The 22,100-nt window shown below is 45.4% G+C and carries 23 protein-coding genes and 4 pseudogenes; all 27 read right to left on the bottom strand.

Going from position 1 to position 22,100, the window contains the following annotated elements; translation table 11 throughout:
• Positions 1–132 precede the first annotated feature (132 nt).
• The gene (locus MMY81_RS17045) at positions 133–912 is read right to left on the bottom strand and encodes a FliA/WhiG family RNA polymerase sigma factor (RefSeq protein WP_252313794.1); all 780 of its coding nucleotides are present in this window, start codon (positions 910–912) and stop codon (positions 133–135) included.
• A gap of 23 nt (positions 913–935) precedes the next feature.
• A complete protein-coding gene (locus MMY81_RS17050; protein ID WP_252313795.1) occupies positions 936–1,442 on the bottom strand; it encodes a chemotaxis protein CheD in 507 nt (168 codons plus the stop codon).
• Entirely contained in the window at positions 1,435–2,064 is a 630-nt protein-coding gene (locus tag MMY81_RS17055; protein ID WP_252313796.1) for a chemotaxis protein CheC, read from the bottom strand. Before MMY81_RS17055 ends, MMY81_RS17050 begins: the two co-directional genes overlap by 8 nt.
• A gap of 26 nt (positions 2,065–2,090) precedes the next feature.
• Positions 2,091–3,143, bottom strand: coding sequence for a protein-glutamate methylesterase/protein-glutamine glutaminase (locus MMY81_RS17060; protein WP_252313797.1), 1,053 nt, complete (start codon positions 3,141–3,143; stop codon positions 2,091–2,093).
• 17 nt (positions 3,144–3,160) lie between these two features.
• Positions 3,161–5,193 (bottom strand): annotated as a pseudogene (flhA, locus tag MMY81_RS17065) (flagellar biosynthesis protein FlhA).
• A 19-nt stretch (positions 5,194–5,212) separates the two neighbouring features.
• Positions 5,213–6,292, bottom strand: a complete 1,080-nt coding sequence (gene flhB / locus MMY81_RS17070; protein WP_252313798.1) for a flagellar biosynthesis protein FlhB — start codon at positions 6,290–6,292, stop codon at positions 5,213–5,215.
• A 1-nt stretch (position 6,293) separates the two neighbouring features.
• A complete protein-coding gene (gene fliR / locus MMY81_RS17075) occupies positions 6,294–7,067 on the bottom strand; it encodes a flagellar biosynthetic protein FliR (RefSeq protein ID WP_253076002.1) in 774 nt (257 codons plus the stop codon).
• 10 nt (positions 7,068–7,077) lie between these two features.
• Positions 7,078–7,347 (bottom strand): flagellar biosynthesis protein FliQ, encoded by a 270-nt coding sequence (fliQ, locus tag MMY81_RS17080; RefSeq protein ID WP_120192242.1) that lies wholly within the window; start codon positions 7,345–7,347, stop codon positions 7,078–7,080.
• A 13-nt stretch (positions 7,348–7,360) separates the two neighbouring features.
• A pseudogene (gene fliP, locus MMY81_RS17085) lies at positions 7,361–8,040 on the bottom strand (flagellar type III secretion system pore protein FliP).
• Positions 8,037–8,627 (bottom strand): flagellar biosynthetic protein FliO, encoded by a 591-nt coding sequence (fliO, locus tag MMY81_RS17090; protein ID WP_252313799.1) that lies wholly within the window; start codon positions 8,625–8,627, stop codon positions 8,037–8,039. Before fliO ends, fliP begins: the two are co-directional and overlap by 4 nt.
• Positions 8,628–9,135: 508 nt before the next feature.
• A complete protein-coding gene (gene fliY, locus MMY81_RS17095; protein WP_252313800.1) occupies positions 9,136–10,245 on the bottom strand; it encodes a flagellar motor switch phosphatase FliY in 1,110 nt (369 codons plus the stop codon).
• Positions 10,238–11,187, bottom strand: a pseudogene (fliM, locus tag MMY81_RS17100) (flagellar motor switch protein FliM). The gene fliY and the pseudogene fliM overlap by 8 nt, the downstream one beginning before the upstream one ends.
• Positions 11,188–11,246: 59 nt before the next feature.
• A complete protein-coding gene (gene fliL / locus MMY81_RS17105; RefSeq protein ID WP_252313801.1) occupies positions 11,247–11,690 on the bottom strand; it encodes a flagellar basal body-associated protein FliL in 444 nt (147 codons plus the stop codon).
• Positions 11,691–11,906 carry a flagellar FlbD family protein gene (locus MMY81_RS17110; RefSeq protein ID WP_252313802.1) on the bottom strand — a complete coding sequence of 72 codons (216 nt, stop codon included), beginning with the start codon at positions 11,904–11,906 and terminating at the stop codon, positions 11,691–11,693.
• 57 nt (positions 11,907–11,963) lie between these two features.
• Positions 11,964–12,755: a flagellar basal body rod protein FlgG gene (flgG, locus tag MMY81_RS17115; protein ID WP_252313803.1), complete on the bottom strand. Its 792-nt coding sequence runs from the start codon at positions 12,753–12,755 to the stop codon at positions 11,964–11,966.
• Positions 12,756–12,834: 79 nt separating this feature from the next.
• Positions 12,835–13,224 carry a TIGR02530 family flagellar biosynthesis protein gene (locus MMY81_RS17120; protein ID WP_252313804.1) on the bottom strand — a complete coding sequence of 130 codons (390 nt, stop codon included), beginning with the start codon at positions 13,222–13,224 and terminating at the stop codon, positions 12,835–12,837.
• A gap of 15 nt (positions 13,225–13,239) precedes the next feature.
• Positions 13,240–13,719, bottom strand: coding sequence for a flagellar hook assembly protein FlgD (gene flgD / locus MMY81_RS17125; RefSeq protein WP_252313805.1), 480 nt, complete (start codon positions 13,717–13,719; stop codon positions 13,240–13,242).
• Positions 13,720–13,726: 7 nt separating this feature from the next.
• Entirely contained in the window at positions 13,727–15,523 is a 1,797-nt protein-coding gene (locus tag MMY81_RS34230) for a flagellar hook-length control protein FliK (RefSeq protein WP_252313806.1), read from the bottom strand.
• A gap of 33 nt (positions 15,524–15,556) precedes the next feature.
• Positions 15,557–16,159, bottom strand: a complete 603-nt coding sequence (locus tag MMY81_RS17135; RefSeq protein WP_252313807.1) for a MotE family protein — start codon at positions 16,157–16,159, stop codon at positions 15,557–15,559.
• 3 nt (positions 16,160–16,162) lie between these two features.
• Complete coding sequence (fliJ, locus tag MMY81_RS17140) at positions 16,163–16,609, bottom strand: flagellar export protein FliJ (protein WP_252313808.1); 447 nt, start codon at positions 16,607–16,609, stop codon at positions 16,163–16,165.
• Positions 16,606–17,925: a flagellar protein export ATPase FliI gene (gene fliI / locus MMY81_RS17145; RefSeq protein WP_252313809.1), complete on the bottom strand. Its 1,320-nt coding sequence runs from the start codon at positions 17,923–17,925 to the stop codon at positions 16,606–16,608. Before fliI ends, fliJ begins: the two co-directional genes overlap by 4 nt.
• A gap of 168 nt (positions 17,926–18,093) precedes the next feature.
• Complete coding sequence (locus MMY81_RS17150; RefSeq protein WP_252313810.1) at positions 18,094–18,240, bottom strand: hypothetical protein; 147 nt, start codon at positions 18,238–18,240, stop codon at positions 18,094–18,096.
• Complete coding sequence (locus MMY81_RS17155) at positions 18,212–18,580, bottom strand: FliH/SctL family protein (protein ID WP_252313811.1); 369 nt, start codon at positions 18,578–18,580, stop codon at positions 18,212–18,214. The genes MMY81_RS17150 and MMY81_RS17155 overlap by 29 nt, the downstream gene beginning before the upstream one ends.
• A gap of 99 nt (positions 18,581–18,679) precedes the next feature.
• A pseudogene (gene fliG / locus MMY81_RS17160) lies at positions 18,680–19,696 on the bottom strand (flagellar motor switch protein FliG).
• An 18-nt stretch (positions 19,697–19,714) separates the two neighbouring features.
• Positions 19,715–21,298: a flagellar basal-body MS-ring/collar protein FliF gene (fliF, locus tag MMY81_RS17165; protein WP_252313812.1), complete on the bottom strand. Its 1,584-nt coding sequence runs from the start codon at positions 21,296–21,298 to the stop codon at positions 19,715–19,717.
• Between the two features lie 27 nt (positions 21,299–21,325).
• A complete protein-coding gene (gene fliE / locus MMY81_RS17170) occupies positions 21,326–21,628 on the bottom strand; it encodes a flagellar hook-basal body complex protein FliE (RefSeq protein WP_252313813.1) in 303 nt (100 codons plus the stop codon).
• 18 nt (positions 21,629–21,646) lie between these two features.
• Entirely contained in the window at positions 21,647–22,099 is a 453-nt protein-coding gene (gene flgC / locus MMY81_RS17175; protein ID WP_252313814.1) for a flagellar basal body rod protein FlgC, read from the bottom strand.
• Position 22,100 lies beyond the last annotated feature (1 nt).

The raw sequence follows: 22,100 nt of genomic DNA on the forward strand, positions 1-22,100 counted from the left end.
TGTTACAGATCAGCCGGGCGTGTGTATTTAACACCGTCAATTAATATATCATATGCTTATAGGCAAATCAAGATAATGAGCTTTATTTATTTGTAAAAATATTTCATTGTCTGCAGGCATCAAAACCGATTTTCATCCGTTGTTCTGCAGTTTTCTTTTTTCCAGGGCCTGTTTTAATTTAAAAAGCGCTTTGGAATGGATCTGGGAAATGCGGGAAGTGGACAGGTTCATAATTTCACCGATTTCCGTGAGCGTCATCTCTTCAGTATAAAAAAGGCTGACGACCATCTTTTCTTTGTCATTAAGCGATTGAATCACTTCTGCAAGTTCCTTAATAGAAGCATCTTTCATCATCATGTCTTCCGGACTCAAGGTTTTTTCATCGCGTATTGCAACTTTAAATGTTTCTGATTTGTCCCCTTCTGCACTTTCCTCATCCATGGAAAGAACGTTGGCAAAAAAGCTTTCTGCGCTCACTTTTCGAACCTCTGCCGTAGTGACGTTCATCTGCTGGGCTACTTCTTCCTCCGTCACGTACCTGCCGTGCTTCTGCTCGAGCATTTCCGTTGTCTCTTCCAGCTTTTTTGATTTTTCCCTCAAAGACCTGGGCATCCAGTCCTGCTGCCGGAGACCGTCCAGGATCGATCCTTTTATACGAAAAGATGCGTAGGTGTCAAATTTCAAGTCGCGGCTGAAATCAAATTTTTTCATCGCATCATAAAGACCTGCCATTGCATGGCTCCACAGATCATCCCGTCGTACACTTTTAGGCAGTCCGGCACCGATCCGCTGTACGTGGTAATGAACGAGAGGCTGATATTCGTGCATAAGCTGGTTGCACGCCTCCATGTCTTTATGTTCGATCCACTTTTCCCAAAGTTCCTGATGCTCATGAAAGGTTGTTCTTGCCATTGTAGTTCCCCCTTTTTGCTGTTTTAAATGACTTTCTCTTCGCCATAGGCTTTTCGTATGTACAGGTTGGATGAGCCCGGATCAAATGTAATGGTCCTGCCTTTGTCCCCGCCGGTATCCGCAGCAAGCAGAGGCACAGAGTAATGCTGCAGAGCTTCTTTAACAGCTTCCGCATTGCGCAGGCCGATACTTTTGTTTTCTTTGACAGGAGACATAGCAAACATCTGCGCCCCTCCTGCCATTTTTGCGGCCAGTTTCCGGCTGGAAATATGGTGCTGCCGGAAAAAATAAACAATATCTTCTATAGAAGTGTCGGCAAACTTTGTTCTGAGCTGTTTGTTCTCCCATTGATCCTCCGGACAGTCGGGCAGCAGTATATGCGCCATCACTGCCAGCGGTTTTACGGGAGAATATATGACAACGCCAATGCAGGAACCAAGGCCGGAGGTACGGAGCAGCTCTTTTTCTGCAGATACTTTCCAGTCGGACATTCCAACCCGGATATATAACTGTGCTGTACTATTATGCATAGAACTTTTCCTCCAGCCTTTGGACGAGCACTTGATAAGAAGCGGCATCCGGCAGAAATAAAAATCGTCCTGAGGCTGTTCCGCCCGGAAGAGAGGCGCTTTTCCATTCTGATTCCAGAAACAGCACTTCGTTTCTGGCTTCCTGCATGTAGGTTAATCCTTCGTTCCATAGAGATACAGCCATGTCGACGGCAGCCGATGGAGAGCCTGTCTGCATATCCAGAGAAGTAAAATCGGCAATAGCGGAAATATATGCCCCGGACAAAATATTGCCAAGTTCCTTCAGCATGGAATGTAAATACGGATCTTTTTTCAGTTCTTCCATTGTTACCGGCCGTCCTATGAGCGAACCGGCTAAAGCGTTCATATCTTCCTGCGAAAAAAGTAAGTAAACGATGCCGGCTAAATCACCATAAAAAGGGAGCAGAGAAGCAGCCATCACTTCTTCTTTCTCTCCATATTCGGACATAAGTTCTTGAAACGAGACCACCTTTAGATCAACAGGCTGCATAGTAACAGGTTCTCCAAGCAGTATGGATAACGATCTGACAGCATGCCCGGAACCGATATTAGCTGCCTCTCTCAGCATGTCTGCCAACCTTTCATCCAGTAACTTATTCATTCTCTGCACCCTTTCTATAGTAAGCCTTAATGGGAGACCGAACGTGTGAGAAACGCTGCTACCTGTTCCAGCGGCAGGCTCTCCACGCCATCTAGCTGTGCTGCCGCCTTCGGCATGCCGTAGATGACGGCCGTTTCTGCCGATTCAGCGGCAATTCGTACGTTATGGTTTTCAAGCAGACGCTTTACGCCTTCCGTCCCATCTTTTCCCATGCCGGTAAGTATTGCTGCACTAACAGAGATATGGTTTAACGCTGCTAAAGACTTAAAAAGAACATCTACAGAAGGACGATGTCCTTCGTTTGCTTCTTCATCTGTCACCGAGAGAAACACTCTTCCTTCTTTTCTTCCTACACGCATCTGTCTGCCGCCCGGGGCGATATAGACAACCCCGTTTTCTGCTGTTTCATTATGCGAGGCTTCTTTTACCTCCAGAGCCGACAGCTGATTGAGCCGTTTAGCCAGTGATTCTGTAAAAGATGGAGGCATGTGCTGCACAATAAATACCGGAGCAGCAAGAGATGCCGGCAGTGCCGGTATAACCGTCTGAAGAGCTTTCGGCCCTCCAGTGGATGTGCCGATCGCCAGTACATTTCTGGAGCTTGTAGCAATCATTTGTTCCGTCGGGGCAGCAGGCGGAAGAATGACCGTTTTAAAACTTGTTCTGCTTTGCAGCAGCTTCCCCGTGCCCGCCGCTGCCGCTGCCCTTATTTTGGAGAGAAATTCTTCTTTTACTTTATCTATATCCAGTGATATTGACCCAGAGGGCTTTGCAACTATTTCTACAGCTCCGAGCTCCAATGCCTGAACGGCCATGTCTGAGCCGCGCTGTGTTTTTGAGCTGACCATGATGACTGCCGGACGCTGCACAGGAAGTTTTTTTAATACGTCAATGCCTGTCATTACCGGCATTTCCACGTCCAGAGTCATGACATCATAGGACTCCTTGCTGAGCTTCTCCAAAGCATCGCTCCCATTCCTTGCGACCGCTTTTGTTGTCATGTCCGCCTGGCTGTTTATGAATTCTGTAAGCATTTTTCTCATAAACGCTGAATCATCTACTACCAGTACATTAATCAATGAACAGCCTCCCTTTTCTATAGTTGAACGATGCCAATGCTTTGGACTTCCTGGCTCGGTTCCAATTCGTTGTAGGAAAGAACCGGCACCTGCGGCAGATAGCGTTCAATCAGTTGACGCAGATGCATTCGAACCGCCGGAGAGCAGAGCAGCACTGCCTGCTGGCCGCCTGCTGCCGCGCGTTCCGTTTCCCGGCTGATGGATTCTAATATCTGCTGACTTACAGCTGGATCCATTGCGAGATAGTTACCGTGTTCTGTCTGCTGAATATTATCCGCAATCTGCTTTTCGATGCCCCCGCTGATCGTAATCACCTGCATCGCCGCCCCTTCCTGAGCGAATTGTTTTGTTATCTGCCTGGAAAGTCCCTGGCGCTGTAATAAGATCCATATCTTTTGTCATCTGTCCGTATTCTGCAAGAATCTCAAATATCGTCGGCAGGTTGCGTATCGATATTTTTTCTTTCAAAAGATTGGAAAGAACTTTTTGTATTTCCCCAAGCTGAAGCGGAGACGGAGTTACTTCCTCCACGAGCGTAGGATAGGTTTCTTTTAGATGGTCCACTAATTGTTTCGTTTCTTCACGTCCAAGCAGTTCATGAGCGTGGGCTTTAACGACTTCCGTTAAATGGGTGGACACGACCGAAGGCGGGTCAACGACTGTATAGCCGGAGCCTTCTGCCGTATCTTTCATGTCTTCTGTTATCCAGAGAGCCGCGAGGCCAAATGCAGGTTCCACCGTATCAATCCCCTGCACTGCAGGGTCTTCTATCCCGGGACTCATAGCCAGATAGTGATCGAGAAGCATTTCGCCTCCTGCTACTTCATTGCCCTTCATTTTTATTACGTATTCGTTGGGCTGCAGCTGAATATTATCCCTAATACGGATAACCGGCACGATCATTCCCATTTCGAGCGCCAGCTGGCGGCGGATCATCACAATCCGGTCAAGCAGATCGCCTCCCTGGTTCGTGTCGGCCAGTGGAATCAGGCCATATCCAAACTCAAATTCAATGGGATCAACTGTAAGTAGATGAACAACATTTTCCGGGGATTTCATGTCTACTTCCTCTTCCTTCTGGCCTGCGGCCGCCGCCTCTTCTGCTTCAAGCGCTTCGGATTTGAGCGTTTTGTTGGCAAACCAGGCCAGTACAAAGAGCAGCGAAGCAATGGAAAAGGTTAGAAAGAAATTAATCGTGTAAATACCCCGAGAGAAAAAATAGAAGCGGCTGCAATATAGAGCATTGTAGGGAAAGCCAGAAGCTGACGGGTCACGTCAGACCCAAGATTCCCTTCCGATACGGCTCTCGTTACGATAATACCGGTGGCAGTCGAGATAAGAAGCGCAGGTATCTGACTGACAAGCCCGTCCCCTACGGTTAAAAGCGTAAACGTGTTCGCTGCGGTACCCACATCCATACTGTGCTCGGTCATGCCGATGACAATACCAAAGATCATATTAATGATGACGATGACGATACCTGCAATGGCATCCCTTTTACAAATTTACTCGCACCATCCATAGAGCCGTAAAAATCAGCTTCACGCTCAATCTTTTCGCGGCGCTGCTTGGCTTCCAAGTCTGAGATCATGCCTGCATTTAAATCGGCATCAATACTCATCTGCTTACCCGGCATCGCATCGAGCGTAAATCTGGCCCCTACTTCCGAGACCCGCTCGGCACCTTTTACGATGACGACAAACTGAATGATAATTAAGATAAGAAATACAACAAAACCGACTAACGCACTTCCGGATATAACGAAATTACCAAATGTTTCAATAACGTTTCCCGCGTCGGCATTGCTTAATATCGAACGAGTGGTGGATACGTTGAGCCCCAGCCTGAAAAGAGTAACCAGCAGGAGAAGGGTGGGAAATATAGAAAATTCCAGAGGCACTTTCGTATTCATCGCAACAAGAATAATAAGAAGGGCCAGGGAAATATTTAAAATGATTAATAAGTCCAATATCAGGGTGGGAAGAGGAATAATCAGCATAACTACAATCATGATGACGCCGAATAATACGGAAAACTCTCTAATCTTCATTTACTTCCTCCTCTCCTATTTATATTTTGTGCTTAAGCCGGTAAATATACGCGAGCACTTCCGCCACGGCTTTGAATAAATCTTCCGGTACTTCGTCCCCGATTTCCGCCTGGCTGAACAATGCCCGGGCGAGGGGTTTATTTTCTACTGTCGGAATATGATTGTCCCGCGCCAGCTCTTTAATCTTTTTAGCGACAAAATCGGCTCCTTTAGCAGTAATGATTGGAGCTGCCATAGAGCCCTCTTCGTATTTGAGCACAATAGCAAAGTGGGTTGGATTTGTAATAACGACATCCGCTTTGGGTACTTCCTGCATCATCCGGTTCATCGCCATGTCCATCTGCTTTTGGCGGCGTTTCGATTTAATACGCGGATCTCCTTCCATTTTTTTGTGCTCTTCTTTTACGTCATGCTTAGACATTCTCATTTGTTTTTCATGATCATATTTCTGATAGATGTAGTCCGGCACTGACAGAATAACGAGCAGGATCGCACTTGCAACCCCGATCAGGCCGGTGAGTCTGGCTATTAAGTAAAATCCATCAAGCGGATGCTTCTGGTACATCATCAGAAGATCATCCAGGTGTATATAAATGATCGTAAACACGACAGCCCCGACGAGCGTTATTTTAAATAAGGACTTAAACAGCTCGACTATCGCCCGGGCCGAAAAGATCCGCTTGAAGCCTTTTAATGGATCAATTTTTTCCAGCTTCATTTTAATTGCTTCCGGTGTATACTTCAGCCCGACCTGCATAGCAGCGGCCCCTGTGCCGATAACGACGGCTACAGCCATCAGCGGCAGCAGAACGATGGACGATTCCACCGTCATTTCAAACATAATGTCTTCCACGCTTGCAATCGTAATGTCACGAAGCAGATATTCCGTAAAAACATGGCTCATCATGTTCAGAAGGTATTCTCCCACCGTGCCGGCATAAAAAAACAGAAACAGGAAGAAGCCAAGCATCATCAGCGCCGTATTCACATCATTACTTTTAGCCACCTGGCCTTTGTTTCTTGATTCTTCTTTTTTCTTTGGTGTCGCTTTTTCCGTTTTTTCTCCTGAGAAAAACTGCAGATCCAGACGAAGCTTCATATTATGCACTCCCCAGCAAAGTCATTAACACACGCATCGCCTCATAGGTGTGGTCGAAAAGATTTTCTACTACTAAGTAAAAGCTGGGAAGGCCGATAGCCAAAAGCGGCATTCCTGCAAATATTTTAAGCGGCAGTCCCACGACGAATACGTTCATCTGCGGAACCGCCCGCGCCATCATGCCAAGCGCTATATCCACTAAAAACAGAGCACCCATAACCGGAAAGGCCATTTGGAAGGCAATCATAAACATTAACGCAAACGATTTCGCTACGTGCCTTACGACTTCCTCATCTCCGAAGGGAAGTGTTACCTGATCCATCGGAATAAAGTTATAGCTGTAAAACATTCCATCGAGCATCATGTGATGACCGTCCAGCGCCAAAAGCAGCAGGAGCGTAAACGTGTAAAGGTACCCTCCAGTAAGCGGCGTCTGAGCGCCGGTCTGCGGATCAATTACATTGGCCATTAAAAATCCAAGCGACGTGTCCAGAAACATCCCCGCTGTCTGGACCGCGTATAAAAGCATGCCTGCCAGCAGGCCGATACTAAGGCCTACGAGTATCTCTTTAAATAGAATAAGTATGAATGTGCTGTCCACTTCCATTACCGGTGCATCGATGCTGAAGAGAATAAAAAAAGCAAAGAAAATACCAAGTCCAACTTTAAAATAGGAGGGAACATTCCGATAAGAGAATAGAGGCATCGTTGTAAAAAAAGCCAGGACTCTCGCCAGGACCAATAAGTATGCAGGCAGCTGCTCTATCCATTCCATAATGTTCTCCCTATCCAATAAAGTCGTTTAAATTACTAAGCAGCTGGTATGTAAAATGCACCATCTGTGAGAGCATCCACGGCCCGAACAATATCAGGCAGATCAACACTCCAAAAATTTTCGGTATAAATGCCAGTGTCTGTTCCTGAATCTGTGTTGTAGCCTGGAAAATAGCTACGCCAAATCCCAGGACTAAAGCAACTACCAGCAGCGGACCGGCAATAATGAATACCATCCAAACGCCGCTTTCTGCTATATTAATGACCGTTTCCGGCGTCATAACGCTCCACCCTCTAATAACTTAATAAAAGCGATTCTACAATCAAATACCAGCCATCCACGAGTACGAATAACAAAATTTTAAACGGCAGGGAAATCATGACCGGCGGAAGCATCATCATACCCATGGACATAAGAATACTCGCAACAATCATGTCAATAACCAGAAACGGAATGAATATAAGAAACCCTATTTGAAAGGCTGTTTTCAGCTCACTTATCGCAAAAGCAGGAATCAGAGCGGAGAGAGGAACATCTTCAAGTGTTTCCGGCCGTTCCAATCCGGCATACCCCATAAACAAGGCCAGGTCTTTTCCCTCGTGTGCTGCGACATGAATTCTTTTAACGGTTCCGTTCCTTCGGTAAAGGCTTCTTCCTGGGTCATTTCCCCGTCCAGCATCGGCGTGAGTGCCGATTCGTTTATATCTGAGAACACCGGGGCCATAATGAAAAAGGTCATAAATAATGCCAGGCTGATAAGAACCTGGTTCGGCGGCATCTGCTGGGTAGCCAGACCCATTCGTACAAAGCTGAGTACGATGACAATACGGGTGAAACTCGTCATAAGAATAAGAATAGCGGGTGCTAACGATAAGACCGTCATAAGCGCTACAAGCTGCAGCGTCGTTGCCATGTTTTCCGGATCATCGCTTGTAAAGGCACCAAAATCAATACTTGGAAACATCAGTATCATGAGCCTTCGTCCCTTCCGCTTCCCGGCTTACGGTTTTTCTCTATTTCTTCGAGTCTTTTATCGAGAATGGACTTAAATTGAAAGCCTTCATGATCTTCTTTTTTATTTTTTTTCTTAAAGAAGAAAGATGACTCCGGTTCCGGCTGTTCCAATAAGTGTTCCTTCTCTTCTTCGTCTTCTATTTCTTTCAAGAGCTGAATGGATTCCCCCACACCTACAACTAAAAGCCTGTCCCCCACTTTCACAAGCTGAACGGATTTGTTCTGACCTAGAGGCACACCGCCAAGATTCTGCATCGTCTGGGTGGAGGAATATTTTTTGGTTCGTTTATTAATGAACTTCAGCAGCAGATACATAATAGTAATAACCGCAGCCAGTGCAAGAATCATCTGTCCGAAGATCATTACTGCGCTTCTTTCTTCTACAAGAGCAATTTCCTCTTCTGCAGCATCCGTCTCTTCAGCCGGCGGCGTTCCCTCTTCAAGCGCATCGTTTAATGTTCGATTTTCCTCCGCCTGAACAACAGTGGCCATTCCAAGAAAAAATAGTAGAACAATCAGCCATGCGCTGCATGTTTTTTTAATCATTGCTTCGCCTCTTATCTTTATGTATGTAAAATAGTTATCTGATTTCGTATGTTATGCAGAATGGCTTCTAATTTCATATGTGGATCTGTGTTCACCGTATAGGCATTTATATTCAAATACTTTTTATTAGTGGGTCAAAGGCTCCTCTATTTTTTCAAAATTCCTCCTTTTCGATAATTATTTAAGACTTTTTAACAATATTTATTCCAAATTATGACAAAGTATCAGGACAACTAATAAAATTGTACAAAAATTTAGGACGTTTGTCTAATAGTCTTTTCGTTTTTGGATATGTTAGTAATAAATGCCCAGTTTATTTCTATAGTTCTTTATATAACAGCAAAACTGCAGGGGATAATAACATCCATTATTTATTCCTCTGCTCAATATTCCCGGTATTCTTATTTCATTGAGAGGACAAAGGACTAGTTCAGATTGTCTGCTGCTCCCTACCCAAAAAACACGCTACCTCTTTATAGAGATAACGTGTACCAATTCAATGGGTATTCTATTGAATGTGGCGGATACGGTCTTCCCGGCTTGCAATATCTGTTACACGCACACCGAAATTTTCGTCAATCACAACTACTTCTCCGCGTGCTACCAGCTTTTGATTCACCAAAATGTCCACCGGCTCTCCGGCCAGCTTATCTAATTCTATTATAGACCCCTGTGAAAAATGGAGGATATCTTTGATCGATTTTTTCGTACGTCCAAGCTCTACGGTAACTTCGAGCGGAATATCAAGAAGCATATCAAGATTCTTCGGCTCCGAGGCATCGCGCTCTATTTCTTCAAATGGAGAGAAAGCTGCATTTTCAACACGATTGGATACGGTATTTCTCTCCGGTTCAGAAACAGGGCCGGCTGATTTTTCCTCAACAGGAGGAGCGGACGAAGCCGCTTCTTCCTCCATATGACTTTCAGGAGTCGTTTCGTCCTCTGAAGTTCCCATCAACTCTTCTACCATTTTTTTAGCGAATGGAATGGTAACAATCTGCATTAAGTATGAATCAATTAATGTACCAATTTTCATATTAAATGCAATTTTTACTAGTTTTTTATCTTTAGGAATATGAGTGGTACCTTCCTGGTTTCCTACATCCATTACTTCAATGCCGGGAGGAGAAATATCTACTTTTTTATTAAAAATAGTCGACATCGACGTAGAAGCTGATCCCATCATCTGGTTCATTGCTTCCTGCATGGCGCTTAAATACATTTCACTTAAAATTACTTCCGGAGAAGTACCGTCATTCCCCATCATTAGATCAGCAATAATTGCAGCATCCGTGGAGTTAATAACTAATAAATTAGTGCCTTCAAACCCTACTGTGTAGTCAACATTAACGGCGACATGGGGCACAGGAAACTCTTCATTGAGCTCTGAGCTGTCAATAACAGAAATTTCCGGTGTCGTAATCTCTACTTTTTGATTCAGCAGGGTGGACAGTGCCGTAGCTGCACTGCCAAAAGAAATATTCCCTATTTCTCCAAGTGCATCTTTTTCAATGGAATCAAGCAGTGCTTCCGATTCTTCTTCGCCGTTCCCTTCTTCTTCCGCTACACGTTGTAACAATTTATTGATTTCATCCTGGGAAAGCATCTCATCACTCATTTTTTTCCTCCTTTATGTCTTCTATAATCTGCACGGCCAGCTTCTTTCCGCGTCTGCCCGGCTGTGCTTTATATTTTGGAACGCCCTCTGTTAATATAGTGAGCGGATCTGTAATTTTCTGATCAAGCTCAATAACATCTCCTTGATAAAGCTGCAGAAATTCTTCGATTGTAATGCTGGAATGACCGAGCACTGCCTGAAGATTAAGAGGGGCTGTTTTTATTTGATTGGATAGCTTCAGATACTCGTCCTGATTGGTCTCTTTTTTCGCTGTCTGCATCCAGTAATGACCGGAAATATCCGGAAGTATCTCTTCCATGACTACATGGGGCAGACAAATGTTAATCATACCGGTTGTTTCTCCTATTGTTGTTGACAATGAAATCACGACAACCGTTTCATTAGGAGATACCATCTGCAGAAACTGTGGATTAACTTCCATTTCTTCCGCTACCGGATCTATCTCCATAACCGACTCCCACGCCCCTTGAAAAGAATCAAGCATTGTTTGAAAAAGCCTGGTCATGATAATCGTTTCAATTTCAGTTAAGTTATCGATTTGTTCACACTGCTGCCCCGTCCCCCCAGCAGCCGGTCCATCATCGCATAGGCAATGTTTGGATTCACTTCCATCAAAAGGCGGCCTTCCATAGGCTGAGCTTCAAATACATTCAGAAGCGTCATTTTCGGGATCGAAATAATAAATTCATCGTAGGGCAGCTGATCAACCGTCGAAACGGAGATCTGAACGAACGTCCGCAGCTGAGCGGACAGAGCCGTTGTCAGCAGGCGGGCAAAATTTTCATGAATCCTGGAAAGACTTCGGATCTGATCTTTAGAAAAGCGAAGGGCCCGTTTAAAATCATACGTGCGCACTTTTTTATCATGTTCTTCCTGCTTGAGTTGATCTGCACTCATTTCTCCTGTGGAAAGCGCAGACATCAGGGCATCTATTTCTCCCTGGGATAATACATCAGCCACTTGCTCCCCCCCTTTTATTTCTATTGAATTAGGCGCTGGGTGATGTACACTTTGACTACTTTGCCTTTTGTCATTTCTTTATTAATAGTTTCCTGAAGCGCCTGCTCCATTTCTTTCAGTCCTTCCGTCGTCTGCAGTGATTCCGCAGAGCGCGAGGACAAATCCATAATGATTGCGTTTTTTACCTGATAGTCTCTTTTTTCCAGCTCTTCTTTCCCTTTTGTCGAATCGAGCTGAATTTTAAAGGAAGCTTTAATAAAATGGTCATCTGCAAGGTTTGTCGTTAATTCTTCCAATTCCCAGGAGTTTTCCGCCATTTCTTCTGCGGATAAAGCTTCTGCTTCGGCCTCATCTGCTTCTGCTGTCGAACTTGTATTTTCCACAAAGTAAAATGCCCCAGCTCCAATAACGCCTACGGTCACCAAAAAAATCAGCAGCATCCCCATCACTTTTTTGTTCTTCACTTAGCTCTCCCTTTCCGGGTTTATAATCGATCCCACAAGTCCAATTTTACGGTATGCTTCCTCGCACAGCTGCTTGACTTCCGTCAGGGACTCTTTAACAAAAATTTTCTTCCCGCTCCACAGGGTTATCGTGGTGTCGGGCCGGGCTTCAATTTGTTCAATAAAGGGAACATTTAATAAAAATGTATCTCCGGTCAACCTCGTCAATGTGATCATATGTAATATAGCGGGCAGGAAACCTGATGGATCCAGCCCGCTCTCCTTTTCTTAGAATTAACGCTTCAGGCTCATCAGTTCCTGCAAAATTTCATCTGCTGTAGTAATACCGCGGGTATTGGCCTGAAAACCACGCTGGGCTACGATCATTTCAGTAAACTCGTCCGCCAGGTCCACGTTGGACATTTCAAGCGTACCGGAAATAAGGTCTCCTCTGCCGTCTGCTCCCGGAATATCCTGGGCTCCTGCTCCAGAGTTATCGGTTGCTCTATACGTGCTGCCCCCGGCTTTTTCCAGACCTTCCGGGTTATTAAACGTCGTAAGCCCAATTTGGCCCACATTCTGCTGCTGACCGGCTGCGTTTGTAATATTAACGGCTCCGTCCGTGCTGATACTAAAGCTTTGAGCATCAGCTGGTATGTTAATCGCTCCGCCGCCCTGCGCCTGTAAAATCATTCCTTCTGCATTAACAAGCGTGCCACCCTCATCTAAATAAAAGTTACCTGATCTTGTATACAGGTCTTCCTGACCGTTATTAACTTGGAAAAATCCTTCTCCGGAAATACCGAGATCGAGCTGGCGTCCCGTGTTCTGCAGGCTCCCTTGCGTATGAACAGTATCAATACTTCCTACTTTTGAACCCGATCCTACCTGCTTACCATTAATGCCGCCCTGTCCGTTCGCTGCCCCCTGCGCTGCGCCCATCTGCTGGCTGACCATATCCTGGAATGTAGCTCTGCCTTTTTTGAAGCCGAACGTGTTAACGTTTGCGATGTTGTTACTCGTAACGTCGAGCTTCTGCTGAAAGTTCTTCATACCTGCAATACTTGAATACATGGATTTAATCATAATAATTCCTCCTGGTTTTTATGTTTTAGTTTGACAGCATCAGAAGCGTCAGCCTGATGCTTGAAGCTTCCTCGTAAGGTCAGGCTTCATCATTGACGAACATCGTTCCGTTAATATTTGTGAACACGTGATTGGTTGCTTCCTGATGGGTCATAGCTGTAATAACAGTATGGTTTTCTGCACTCACCACGAGCGCGGCACGGCTCGTCCATACGACAGAATCTTTAACACCCTGCCGCTTTGCCTCCGGCATTTTTTCTTCGATTGCCTTCCACTCGCCATCTGAGACGCGCACATTCCGCTCTGCGATTCTTTTTTCAGCGTGTCTGCTGATTTTCAGAGGTTTGGTCTGCTGCGAATGAAGCAGGTCAGCAAATGAAGCCGTACGCACTTTATCTGCGGGCTGGCCGGCTGTTCCCGCCGGATGTGGAAGCCGGTTCCATCCCTGCTTTCCAATATCCTGAATCATACGTTGGGATCCTCTCTATAAGGTTGTCGGTTCCGTATTTTCTTTATCCGCTCTAACCTGAACAAGCTGTGAACTGTCAATCCAGCTGTTATTATCAAGCAGATAACGAATGGCCCCTTTATTATCCTTTTGAACGGAGGTTACCGTATTTTGATGATCTTTTGTTTTCGCAAGGCCATTCACTTCGTCTTCTTTAGACTGCCAGGTAATTTCTTTATTGATCAGCTGACTGTGCTGCACGAGCGATCCGCTTTCCTGCTGCTCCGTAAACTTCTGCAGCGATTGGTTCATGTTGGTCATCTGCTCGAGCGAGGAAAAAGAAGCCATCTGTGCAATAAATTCTTTGTCTTCCATCGGATTCATCGGATCTTGATTTTGCAGCTGGGCGATAAGTATTTTTAAAAATTCGTCTTTTCCGAGTGCCCCGTCTTTTGCATTTGTCACTGCTACTTTATTATCCTTGGGAAGCAGGTGATTCATATCTACACTATTCATGTTATCCCTACACTTTCTCGTTAAAGATTATGTTTTCCAGCACATCCGAAAACGCCGCTTCTTCAGAGTCAGCTTCAGGCTCGGCCTGTTCCATTATCTGCCGCCTCTGTTCCTGCTGTTCCTCTTTTTCTTTTAAAAGGTTCTCCTGCTGCTCGGTAATTTCAATGCGTTCCACCTGCAGCTGCTGAGCAGCGAAACTCTGCCTTAACGATGGAAGATTCTGCTCTATTACATCTCTGGCCCCTTTGGAAGATGCCGTAAGCTGTGCCGTCATCACTCCGTCTTTTATACTGATTTTCATGTCAATGCGTCCTAGATGGGCAGGCCTTAATATGAGAGTGAGCTGCTGGGTGCCATTTTTAAAGGCTTGAAGAGAAGATCTATTTAATATGTCCTGAAACTGTTTTATAAATTCCTGCTGGCGTCCATGCGCTGTTTTTGATTCGCCAAGCTGGATTAATGCCTGCTGCACCTGGGGAAGCGTTCCAGTATCCACGACAGGCTTTGACAATACCTGTATTGGTTCTGCTCCCATTTCTACTCTAGACGTCTGGGGCGGGGGCGCACTTCCTTCGACCAGTTTTCCTTCCTGCTCTCCAGAAGAAAGAATGGCACTGCTTTGCCTGTCAGCTAACAACTGCACGAACCGGATCGGGTCTGTAATTACTTTATAACCTTCCGTCATTCTTCTATTTGCTTCCGGCTCCGCCTGTTTCAAAAGAACAGGCATTGAATTTCCGGCATATGCCCGCTTTTCTTCTGAAGAGATAACCGGAGTTCCAGCTGTACTGCTTTTTAGAAAGTCAGGCAGGCGATCCGGGATTGGTTTTTGATTTCTTGTGAATTCCTGCAATGCTGGATCAGCTGGTTTTTTAATCGTATCGCCTAAAGAGGTTTTTACCATCTCCAGCTGTTTTTCCAGCTCAGAAAATGCCTTTTTTACAGTAATAGGTTCGGCGAAAGATTCTACTGCTTTCACCAGATTAGAAGCCGCTTTCTCCAGAGCTGCTGGAATCAAACCCGGCTCGTTACTTTCTTCCTGAATTTTTAACAAAGGAAGGGCTGTCGATAAGTATTCCACCATCAGTTTCCCCTCAGTGTCAGCTGTCATTTCTTCTGCTGCTGACAATGCCTGCACTTCTTTATGAAGTTCGGTCAGTCTCTCGTAAGCGGCTTCTTCCGATTCCTTTTCAAGAGTAGAAAGAGTATTCTCTGCTGGGGCAGTTCGAGCCGCTAAAGCAGCTAACGCAGAGACAGTAATTTCTGTTTTTACCTCGTTGGATAGTACACCAGCCTCCAATGCAGAAGATATGTGCTTCTCCTGTTCTTGAATCGCTGCGGAGTCTACTTTTCCCCAGTCCGTTTCCTCTGATTCTAATTGCTTCCACTGCTGTTCAAAGAACACATGGAGCACGTTTTCCAGCAGCTCCGCATCATATGTTTGAAACAGGACATCTATTTCCTCGATGCGCTCTTTGTCGGACATGCCGGAATGAGGAGAAGAAAGTTTCGCCAGACGTGCCTGCAGCTCGGAAACAGCGGATGAGGAAAAAGCAGCGTCCGGATTTGAAGCAAATACTTCTTTGAGACTATCCAGAATATGTTCCAGCGACGCTTCCGCTTCTGCGCTATTGTCTTCTGTTCCTTCTTCCAGACTGTCCTGACCGGCTGTTTGCAGCTCATCATAATTTTCCCCGGCTTTTCCCAGCATTTCCATGAAACCTGTACCGGTTCCTTTCGTCCGTTGAACATCTCCTGTTGAATGAACTGGGGTACTGCTTAGCAATTGCTGAATGACCTGCACTAGTTCACCTCCTTTCCCGGCAGCCACTGCTGCTCATCCGGCTTCTGCTGTCGGCTCTTCGAACGCGCCCATGATCACGGCCGCTTTCTCCACTTCCATTTTTTCCAATATAGCAGAGCGGTTCTCTGTATTCATTTCCTGCATATGCCGTATTACCTGTGCATCTTCCATTTCATTTAGAATGGCTGCTGCGTTTTTGGCAGACATTTCTTCATACATGGAAGCCAGTTCGGCGAGTTCAGGGTTTGCTTCGATATCTTCTTCATCCACATCTGCTTCCTCGCCGGCAGCTTCCGCTTCTTCCTGTAAGGAGATGATTTCCTCATCCCTTTCAATCAGCTGCTGTTCCATCGATTGTATTTCCTCTTCCAGTGCGGCAATAGTATCTGCATCCTCCGGCGATCCTCCAACTGCTTCTTCGGATTCGTTTTCCATCAGCGCGGAGACCCCGGGTATCCCGGCAGCCGCATTTTTACCCATTTCCGCGAGCGGGACGCCCATCATTGATAAAATGACAACGCCGATGATGATCGCAAAGGTAACCGGTACGAGAACAATCAGTATGAACCACTGCATCATACCGCCTTTTTTTTCTTTCTCTTTTTCTTCTACTGGTATTTTTTTATTTTTCGCCATGGGTTATCCCCCATTAAAAGCAAAGGACCGTGCAGAAAGTTCATCCATTAATTTTGCATCGGCTTGTTTGATAAGCTTCGCTTCCTCTTCTTTCTTTTTTTCCAGCAGCTTTTCGTATTTCTTGAACTCCTGAAAGGAAGCAGCCAGCTCATCTTTGGCGGTATCCATTTTGAACCTGGCTTTATTTGTTTCCAACGTGAGTGTATGTATATCCTGATGCATGAATTTCATCACTTTCCCATGATGCTGTAAATGACGGACCGGCACTCCTGCCATCAGCGCTTCCGTATCTTTTCCTTCCTGCTCTTCTTTCTTTCGGAGAAGATCGTACAATTTTGTAGCCGTTTCTTCAAAAAAAGTAAGAGCCTGCTGATATTCTTTTGTTTTTGCCTGTTTTTCCTGTTCATGCCACTTGAGCATTTTTTCAAAGACATCTCTTGTTTTACTCATTGCCGCTCTCCTTCACCAAAATCTTTTAATAGCTGCTCTTCTGCTTCCATAAGGCTGAAGCGTTCTGTTTCCCCCTGCTGAACGAAACTCAATGTCTGTTCCCTCATAGAAACAGCTTCATCAATTTTCTGCGAAGAACCTCTTTTGTAGGCACCAATTTGAATTAAATCTTCTGCTTCCGTATAGGTTGCCAGCATTTCCCGCAGTTTTCTGGCGGCTTTCGCGTGATTTGGAGAAACCACCTCATTCATCACCCGGCTGACGCTTTTTAATACGTTAATCGATGGGTAATGGGCTTTGTCAGCAAGGCTGCGGTCGAGTACAAAGTGGCCATCCAGAATCCCTCTAACTGCATCTGCGATCGGTTCATTAAAATCGTCCCCATCAACCAGAACCGTGTAAAAGGCGGTAATTGATCCCTCATTACTGGTACCAGACCGCTCCAGCAGACTTGGGAGCATGGCGAACACAGAAGGCGTATAGCCTTTTGTTGTCGGAGGCTCTCCGACTGCAAGCCCTATTTCCCGCTGGGCCATCGCAAAACGGGTAACCGAATCCATCATTAAATTCACTTTTTTTCCCTGATCTCTGAAATATTCAGCTACGGCCGTAGCGGTCATCGCCCCTTTTATTCTCATTAAAGCTGTTTGATCTGAGGTGGCAGCTACGACAATTGATTTCTTCATTCCTTCTTCTCCAAGATCTCTTTCAATGAAATCTTTTACTTCACGCCCACGCTCTCCGATAAGTGCTATAACATTAATATCTGCTTCGGAATAACGTGTAATCATTGATAGCAGCGTGCTTTTTCCGACTCCACTTCCTGCAAATATTCCGACGCGCTGCCCTTCTCCTACCGTCAAAAGTCCGTCTATCACTTTAATCCCAAGCGACATAGGCGCTTTAATTCTGGGTCTTGATAACGGATTGGGCGGTTCTTTTGACGTATTTACTTTTATCAGGCCTGAAGGAAGCGGCCTTCCGTCCATGGGCTGTCCCATACCGTCAATCACTCTGCCGATAAGCCCTGGACCTGCCAGAACCTGCAGAGGTTTGCGTGTCGTTTCCACAAGGCTTCCCGGACTGATATCGGTACCTTTTTTTAATGGCATCAACAGCACATTTTCCTCTTTAAATCCGACTACTTCTGCTGTGATTGGCGTTGAATGATCTGAATGATGAATATAGCAGAGATCTCCTATCGATGTTTTCGGTCCTTTGGACTCGATCGTTAAACCAACCACTTTCGTCACTTTTCCATAGCGGATGTACGGATTTATTTTTTCAATGCTAGGAAGCAGTTGAATGGCTTTCATCAGCTGCTCCTTCTGCCAGAAGCTGTTCCAGCTGCTGTTTTATTTCAGCAAGCTGCGTATCAAAAGAAGCATTCACTCTTCCAAACGGCGTCTCTATAGAACATTGATTCCATTCAAGCTGATGGCTCGGTACAATCCAGAGCTGTTGGTTTTGATAAAGAACGGTTTCTATTTCTTTTTGCGGCTGACCGTAACATTATACTGATCAGGTGCTACATAGATGGTTATTTCCTTTTCTTCTTTTACTTCCTGAAGCGCCTGTTTTACCAGATCCACCCACAGTGTTTCATCCTGCAGAATGGAATGTCCGAGCATTCGCCTCTGCAACCGCCATGGCAAGTGTGAGGATGGTTCCTTCTGAAGCTTCCAGATAGGCTTCTTTTTCCTGACGGGATGAATGAACCAGAAGTGCTGCTTTTTCCACCTCTTCACTCCAGCTTTTTCTTCCATCTTCAAATCCTTCTGCAAAGCCTTCTGCTGTGCCGGCCTGTTTCGCTTCTTCAAATGCCTGCTGAATTCTTGCTTTGGAGTCTTCTTCCTCCTGGCTTATTTGAAAGCGTACCTGCTCGAGTTCACGCTCTGCCTGTTCCAGTTTGGCCCGGGCGTCTGCCTCAATTTGACGTGCACGAAGTTTTTTCCGGTAAATGTCCGGCATTTCAGAACCTTGTACTGCTTGTTTCTCCGGGATAAAAGAGGCGTGAATAGCGATAGACCGTTCGGTGTCTCGTAAAGCGCATGCGTTTCTTTTATCACTCTAGACAACGATATCGTCCCCTCCCCCTCTTGTAATAACAATTTCACCGTTTTCTTCCAGGCGTCGTACCGTATTTACGATACGCGTTTGTGCTTCCTCTACGCTTTTTACACGTACAGGACCCATAAATTCATTTCTTCTTTAAAAAGACTCTGCCATACGATCTGACATATTCTGAAAAATAATCGCCTTTACTTCTTCGCTGGCTACTTTCAGGCCTCAGCTGCAGGTCTTCATTTTCCACGTCACGGATGACACGCTGTATAGAAACGTTTATCAAGCGTTACAATATCTTCAAATACAAACATACGCTTCTTAATTTCTTCAGCCAGCTCGGAATCCTCTGCTTCCAATGCTTCCAAAATGGTTCGCTCCGTTGCCCGGTCTACACTGTTTAACACTTCCACCACCGACTCAATGCCTCCGGCTTCTGTGTAATCCTGCGTCACGGTAGCGGAAAGCTTCTGCTCGAGAATATGTTCCACCTGGCTGACAATCTCAGGCGACGTACTATCCATTGTTGCAATACGCTTTGCTACATCCGCCTGCAGTTTTTTCAGGCAGAGCCGATAAAACCTGTCCCGCCTGCTCAGATTGAAGATAAGAGAGAATAAGCGCAATGGTCTGCGGATGTTCATTTTGAATAAAATTAAGAATCTGGCCCGCATCCGCTTTCCTGGCAAAGTCAAAAGGTTTAACATGCAGGGTTGAGGTGAGCCTTTCAATCATCTTCATCGCGTGATCTTCTCCGAGTGCTTTTTCAAGAACGTTCTTAGCGTAGCCGATACCACCCTGCGTAATATATTCCTGGGCCATGGCAATGTGATGGAATTCGTCCATTATGGTGTCTTTCACATCGTTTTCCACCCGGCGTACGTTGGCAATTTCCAGTGTTAATTTTTCTATTTCCTGTTCTGTTAAGTGTTTATACACGCCGGCACTGACATCCGGTCCCATTGATATGAGAAGAATGGCCGCTTTCTGCCGGCCGTTTAGTTTATCTTTTGTTTTCGCCATTGCACTGCCTCCTCTCTTTTAATCATCAGAAAGCCACGTTCTTAATAACTTTGTAAATTCATCCGGATTTTCTTTAGCGAGTGCCTCCAGCTGTTTTCTTTTAACCTTTTCCGGCGATTCCTGCGGCTCTTCAATCGGTAAACCAGCTTCAGGCACTGCAGCTGCTTCTAGTTCATCAATGTCCTCTTCTTCTTCCGCTTTTCTGCGGCGGACCAGAATAATAACAAGAACCACTACTGCTGCTGCAAGAACTCCGCCAACTACGTATACCCACCATGGCAGGCCGTTTCCTGCTTCTTCTATTTCTGCTTTTCCATTGAATGCCTGGGAGGAAACAAAGATTTTATCTTCTATATCTCCCGCATTTTCTTCATTCAGGTATTCTTCATCGATGCTGGTGCTTACTGCGGTCGTTAGAATATCCTCAATATCAGCTATGCTTTGAGCAGGGAGCGAATTAGGATCTTCCGGATCCGGCGGCTCTACCATGACTTGTATGCCAAGATCTCTTATTTTGTAAGGACTTTCTGCAATTTCTTTATGAATCCGATTTACTTCTGTGTTAATTCTTTCTTCGGTTCGTTCAGAATCGCCGGCTGCCCCAAAAGCTCCCGCTGGATAATTAGCGATGTCTTCTTCTCCGGCTCCAACAACACCGCCCTCTTCAAGATCGGCTCCTTCAAATGTCTCAGTGATTCGCTCCGCACTCACTTCCAGCCCTTCCATATTTTCTTCATCTACAGGTTCAACAAGTGCTTCTTCCCGATTTTCCTGCGTAAAGTCAATATCGGTAGTGACAGAAACGACCACTTTATCGTTCCCCATCATCGTACCCAGCATTTGGTGCAGCTGCTGTTGAAGGTCTTTTTCAATTTGTTTCTGGATTTCGTTTTGTTCTGTAAAAGCACTCATCGTACCCCCGGAACCGCCGCTGTCATAATCAAACTGCTCCGAATTTTGATTCATGATGACCACATTCTCAACGGGAAGATTCGGTACACTTTTGGATACCAGATGGTAAAGTGCTTTAACCTCTGACTCCTCGAGCGTCGCTGTTCCCATTTCCACAACAATAGAAGCTGTGGCTGTTCCTGCTTCATCAGCAAGCCAGGTTGATTCTTCCGGAAGTGTAATCATGACGCTCGCCGCTTCCACTCCGTTTATGTTTTGGATAAGTCCTTGGAGTTCAGTCTGCATAGCAGCCCGCTCCATGACAGAAAATTCATTATCTGTCATACCAAATCCCATCTGGTCTTCTATGAATGTATAATCGATTGCACCGCTTTCCGGAATACCTTCTGAGGCAAGCTCTACTTTCAGGGCATCCGCCTGCTCTTTAGGGACACTGATGCTTGTTCCATCATTTGTGATTTCCGACTTTACGCCTTTGGCATCCAGACTTTCTTTAATCTGCCCTGCTTCTGCTGCAGGAAGATCAGAATACAAAGTAACGTAATTGGTTCTCATCGTGAAGAAAAGCAGCAAAAAGAAAAATAGGATAATAGCAAGAAGGCCGCTTATTAATATTACCTGCTGCTTTTTTGTTTTAGCAGACCAATACTCTTTCCATCTCGCTCTTAATGTTGAAAATTGTTCTTTCATAGCTCCTCCAGCTCTCGCCCTGCTTTCTTACACCTGCATGCGCATAATTTCTTGATAGGCTTCAATAACTTTATTCCTTACTTCTACCGTAGTCTGCAGCATCACGCTTGATTTTTCGGCCGCTACCATAACTTCATGCAGATTATCGGTTTCTCCCGTTGCCAGCTTTGTTGTCATTTCATCTGAATGCAGGGAGGCTTTATTTACATTTGATACAGCATCATTTAGTACGTCTTTGAATGAATTCATTGCTTCTGCCGGAGTATTTTCAGCAGGCTTTTGCTGGAGTGCACCGGAAGCACTATTCGGCATAACCGACTCTATATTCATCTTTTTGCCTCCTTTTTATTAGTTTCTTCCAATCTCAAGTGCTTTTAACATCATATTTTTTGTCGCATTCATTGCAGTAACGTTCGCTTCATATGATCTTGTAGCTCCCATCATGTTTACCATTTCTTTTAATGGATCAACGTTTGGCAGCTGCACATACCCTTCCTCATCAGCCTCCGGATGTTCCGGCTGATACACCTCGCGGAACGGAGTTGTATCGTCCTGAATTGTGCGGACATTAACGCCGCCCTGGTCTGTCCCGCCTTCTTTCATTGCCTGGGAAAGATGGGATGAAAAGTTTTCCTGTGGTTCAAAAGAAACCATTTTCCTTCTATAGGGCTCCCATTCACCATCTACGAGCCTCCCACGGGTGGAATCTGCGTTTGCCACATTGGCAGAAGTCACATCCATACGAAGCCGCTGAGCCGTTAGTGCACTTGCTGATGCATTAATTCCATCAAATAATCCCATT

The organism is Sinobaca sp. H24, from assembly GCF_023845525.1.